Genomic DNA, 5,021 nt, shown 5'->3' with positions numbered 1-5,021 from the left:
GGTACGGTGCTCACCCGGTATCCTGTATGAATTCTTATCTACACCCGCTGGTTTACAGGAGTGGTTTGCAGATAGAGTTGATTTCAGAGATAATGTTTTTTCCTTTTCCTGGAATGGCACTGCTGAAGAAGCAGAAGTCCTGGAACAAGAGGAAGATGAGTACATCCGGCTGCACTGGACGCATGCTCCCAAAGAGGAATATTTTGAGTTCCGCATACAAATTTCTGAAGTAACGAATGAAACTATCCTGATAGTAAAAGATTTCGCAGAGAAGAAAGAAGTGAAGGACCAAAGTCAACTATGGGAATACCAGGTGAAAGATCTCTTCCACCGCATCGGCAGCTAAACGCCGCGTTTATGATCAAGTATACTGAGTAGCGTGGCATATGCCTTCACTACATCAGTAATTATTTCGCCCCAATGACCGATCACGAAGGGTTTAGCCAATTTAATAAAATCGTTTCGGCTAACCAGCGTCTTCCACTCATCTAAACTCAGCGTGTCTATGAAACAATAGTTCCCATTTTCGAAATCATGCTCCCAGGGATTTTCCTGCACGTAGACCTGAAATCCGGCTTCCGCCAACTTCGTATACTCATTTTCCAGGGTGGTGCTGAAATGCACTTTTACTTTACCCGCCAGGTGCAGGGTAGCGCTGAAGTAATGCCCCCACCAGAACATGGTACGGAAGGCAAAAACGTCTGTTTTACTGAAATACCGCGGATAATCCAGCATTACCCATGGCAAACCTTTATACTGCTCTCCCCTCGAAATCTTACCACCCTGTAACAGCCATTCCGGCTCAAAGGGGAAATCTGTGTCCCGGTCATAGGCTGCCAGGGCTGTTTGCAAATTTCCCATCAGCCCCATTACTTTATCTATTGCGCTGTTTTTCAAGCGAATAAAGTGAGCGCTGCCTATAATTGAAGCCTCTTCAGGTGTTAAATCAAAATTTTCCATATAATTTTAACGGTATTTTCAGGTGGCGCTTAACACTCCTTTGTGAAATCGTGCTAACTTTACCGTTTACTAGTATCCTGAATAGTAAAATACGAATATCGGGATTCCATTTTTTTTAATACCGCATTATCAGTGAAAAAACTCGACAAACTAATCATCAAAACATTTCTGGGTCCTTTTGTTGCCACCTTCTTTGTCACCTTGTTCGTGCTGGTAATGCAGTTCCTCTGGAAGTATGTGGATGACCTGGTAGGTAAAGGTTTGGATACAGGCGTGATCATTCAGCTGATCTCCTATACCAGTGCCACGCTGGTAACACTGGCCCTCCCCCTGGCGGTATTACTGTCGTCTATCATGACCTTTGGTAACCTGGGAGAAAGTTTTGAGCTGGTAGCCCTGAAATCTTCCGGTATTTCCCTCCTGCGATTTATACGCCCGTTACTGTTTGTATGTACTATTATCGGCATTCTGGCGTTTTTATTTGCCAATTACGTGATTCCGGTGGCCAACCTGCAGGCAAAATCTTTACTGTACGATATTACTAACTCAAAACCTGCGTTTAATATCAAAGCAGGGGTTTTCTATAAAGATATTCCTGACTATACCATCAAGGTGGCGCAGAAGGATAAAGACAACCAGACCATCCACCAGGTAATGATCATCGATCATAAAAACGGTAACGCCATGATCCTGGCAGAAAAAGGACAGATGGTGCTAACCGCCAACAAACGCTTTTTGTATTTTGTACTGGAAAATGGCTGGCGTTATGAAGAAAGAGGCAACCGGGGGTATACTGTTCCGGGCGACATGATCAGACAAGGCTTTAAAAAATATAGTAAAGCGTTTGACCTGAGTTCTTTTGCATTTAACCGGTTAAACATGGACCTCTTCGCCTCCAACCAGCAAATGCTGAATGTGCGGCAGCTGGACGTAGCGATAGATTCCATGGAAAAAGCAGAAGTGAAATTCAGTAAAACCATCAATTCGTATGTAACGGTGCGTTACCCGTTTTTCAAATGGAAAGATACTGCCTGGGCAGCCACCGCGCCACCGTTAAAAGTGAAAAATTTTGAAGATATTGTACCGGAGAAAAACAAACGCTCGGTATTGGAAAGAGCAGAACAAAATGTACGTGAAACACTGAGTGCCCTGGAGCAACCTACACAGGAGTACGAAGACAAACACGGTCTGATTGTGATGCATAAAGTAGAATGGCAGCGTAAATTCACATTGGCAGCAGCCTGCATTGTGATGTTCCTGATTGGTGCCCCGCTGGGCTCCATTATTCGAAAAGGTGGCCTTGGTACACCGCTGGTTTTTGCAGTGATATTCTTTGTTATCTTTAACGTGTTTTTCATGATCGGGGAAAAAATGGCCAGAAGTGGCGTGATGTTTACCTGGTCGGGAATGTGGTTATCGAATATGGTATTACTACCTATTGCAGGTTTCCTTATTGTTAAGGCTATGAATGATTCACAGCTTTTTAATAAAGAGTATTATTTTCGCATTATTCAACAGATAAAAAAGTTCTTACAGAGAATTAGAAGGCAACCTACAATTTAAAACCTACAGAATTGAAAACGCTGTTTACACTGTTCAGGAAGAATACCTACTTCTTTCTGCCCTTCCTGCTATGGCTGATAGTGGGAGGAGTGATGCTGGCAACCTGCTCCCAGCGGGAATTATTCCTCAGGATTAATGGGGAACATTCAGAATGGGGCGATGTGATTGTCACCGGGCTGACTTACCTCGGCGATGGTATTATGTTTGGAATAGTTTTGTTTCTGATGCTGATTACGCAGAGGTTCAGACTATTTTTCATTGGATTGGCAGTATTACTGTTGGTCACCATTGTAGTACAGGTATCCAAACACTATTTTAATGCCCCCAGGCCCATCAGCTTTTTTGGCGATGAAACGGCCACCCTGGTACACACGGTAAAATGGGTAAATGTGCATAGTAGCTGTAGTTTCCCCTCCGGGCACTCCGCTGCTGCTTTTGGTATGTTCAGCTTCCTGGCGCTTATATCGCGCAATAAAAAGTTGGGATTACTGTTAATAGGAATGGCACTTTCCGCTGCCTATTCGCGTATTTATCTGGCCCAGCATTTCTTTGCCGATGTTTATGTGGGGAGTATAGTGGGCACGTTAAGCACTATTATGGTATACGGTTTTTTTAAATTCAGGGATACAACGTCGTCGCCTGAAATATGCGCTGAAGCTATGCTACAAGCCAACACAACGAGATAAAAATTACGGATTATAAATAATGAATGACGGATTTACAGGTAGACAAAAGCGGATACTTTTGTATTTGTTGTCTATCTGTACATCCGTCATTCATCATTTTGTAGTTGGTAATACTAATTTTTTTAAAAAATGCCAATGAAATACCTATTGATTGCCCTGGTGGCTGCTTTACTATTCATACCTTTTTTGGGTGCTGTACATTTATTTGACTGGGACGAAATTAACTTTGCTGAAGCAGCCAGGGAAATGATAGTGAGTCACAACTACAGCCAGGTGCAAATAGACTTCCGTCCCTTCTGGGAAAAACCGCCATTGTTTATCTGGATGCAGGTAGGAAGTATGATGATATTTGGTGTCAATGACTTTGCCGCACGGTTTCCCAATGCGATCATTGGCATTGCCACTATGGTGAGTTTATTTGCTATTGGCAAAAAACTGGCAGACGAGAAATTCGGTTGCTGGTGGGCGCTGGTATATGCCGGCTCCTGGCTACCTCAATTTTATTTTAAGTCAGGCATTATAGATCCTACTTTTAATCTCTTTATTTTCCTTTCCATCTACTTTGCCTATCGCATCGGTTACCATCCCAAAACCCTGAGGATGGCCATCATCAGCGGATTATTCCTGGGACTGGCGGTATTAACCAAAGGGCCGGCGGCCATCCTGGTGGCCTTACTCACACTGCTGGTATACTGGATCTGGAACAAAGGAAAAATAAGTATCGGCTTTGCGCATATCGGGCTTATTGCCTTGTTTGCCAGCGTTACCACCCTGCTATGGTTTGGGTATGAAATTCTCGCACATGGCTGGTGGTTCGTCAACGAGTTTGTGGCTTACCAGATCCGGTTGCTGACCACAGAAGACGCAGGTCATGGCGGCCCCTTCTTCTACCACTGGATAGTGTTGCTAATCGGATGTTTCCCTGCCAGCACCTTTCTGTTCACCTATTTACAGAGCAGACAGAAAACTATTTACTCCACTCCTGCTGCTTCTGAAATGAAAGATTTCAAAATATGGATGTGGGTATTATTCTGGGTAGTGCTGATCCTGTTTTCCATCGTGAAAACCAAGATTGTACATTACTCTTCTCTCTGTTATTTCCCGCTTTCTTTCCTGGCGGCATGGCAGGTATATAAATTATCCGAAGGCAAACAGCAACTGCGGGGCTGGAACATAGCACTGATCCTGTTCATCGGCCTTGTATTGGGTTTAGCGATTGCGCTGTTACCACTGGTAGGTGTATACAAGGATATGCTGATCCCCTACATTGGCGATAAGTTTGCCGTAGCCAACCTACAGGCCATAGTACCCTGGTCTGTTACAGAAGCGGCTTACGGTGCCGGCTATATGATTTTGGTGATTGTAAGCGGCGTGTTACTGCTGCGCAAGCAGATCAACAAGGGATTGCTTTGCCTCTTTATTAGTTCCATTCTGGCAATACAGGTAACGGTATTGCACTTTGTACCTAAGATAGAAGCTTACTCCCAGCGGGCTGCCATAGATTACTTCATTTCCTTACAAGGCAAGGACGTATATGTGAAAGCGTTAGGGTATCACAGCTATGCACAACATTACTATTCCAGGGAACAGCCACACGCCAATAAAAACTATTACGATCTGGAATGGTTGCTGAACGGGCAGCTCGACAAGCCCGCCTATTTCATTTGTCGTATTACAGATAGTGAGCCTTACCGGCAGCATCCTAACCTGGAAGTGATCGGAGAGAAGAATGGGTTTGTGTTCCTGAAGCGCAAGTAAGCGGAAGGGATCGCCTTCGGCGATTGTCTTTATCAGGATTATACTGATGCAGAT

General features: G+C 44.2%; 5 protein-coding genes. 4 read left to right on the top strand and 1 reads right to left on the bottom strand.

The annotated features are described in order from the left end of the window. The coding region (locus tag VIP81_RS10775) for an START-like domain-containing protein (protein ID WP_331959742.1) at nucleotides 1-346 on the top strand (346 nt) is incomplete at its 5' end. On the opposite strand, the gene VIP81_RS10770 is transcribed toward VIP81_RS10775, so the two are convergent. Continuing rightward, nucleotides 343-960, bottom strand: coding sequence for a hypothetical protein (locus VIP81_RS10770; RefSeq protein WP_331959739.1), 618 nt, complete (start codon nucleotides 958-960; stop codon nucleotides 343-345). The two genes, VIP81_RS10775 and VIP81_RS10770, sit on opposite strands and share 4 nt — an antisense overlap. Before the next feature lie 132 nt (nucleotides 961-1,092). On the opposite strand from VIP81_RS10770, the gene VIP81_RS10765 reads away from it, so the two are divergent. The 3 genes from VIP81_RS10765 (at nucleotide 1,093) to VIP81_RS10755 (ending at nucleotide 4,967) form a co-directional block, all read left to right on the top strand. Beyond that, nucleotides 1,093-2,523, top strand: coding sequence for an LptF/LptG family permease (locus VIP81_RS10765; RefSeq protein WP_331959736.1), 1,431 nt, complete (start codon nucleotides 1,093-1,095; stop codon nucleotides 2,521-2,523). An 11-nt stretch (nucleotides 2,524-2,534) separates the two neighbouring features. After that, the gene (locus VIP81_RS10760) at nucleotides 2,535-3,209 is read left to right on the top strand and encodes a phosphatase PAP2 family protein (RefSeq protein ID WP_331959733.1); all 675 of its coding nucleotides are present in this window, start codon (nucleotides 2,535-2,537) and stop codon (nucleotides 3,207-3,209) included. A 135-nt stretch (nucleotides 3,210-3,344) separates the two neighbouring features. Further along, the gene (locus VIP81_RS10755; protein ID WP_331959730.1) at nucleotides 3,345-4,967 is read left to right on the top strand and encodes a glycosyltransferase family 39 protein; all 1,623 of its coding nucleotides are present in this window, start codon (nucleotides 3,345-3,347) and stop codon (nucleotides 4,965-4,967) included. Nucleotides 4,968-5,021: the final 54 nt, after the last annotated feature.

Source organism: Chitinophaga sp. (assembly GCF_036566945.1).
Lineage (GTDB): Bacteria > Bacteroidota > Bacteroidia > Chitinophagales > Chitinophagaceae > Chitinophaga.
Note: the sequence above shows the minus strand (reverse complement) of the source record. Positions and strands in the feature narration are given on the sequence as shown.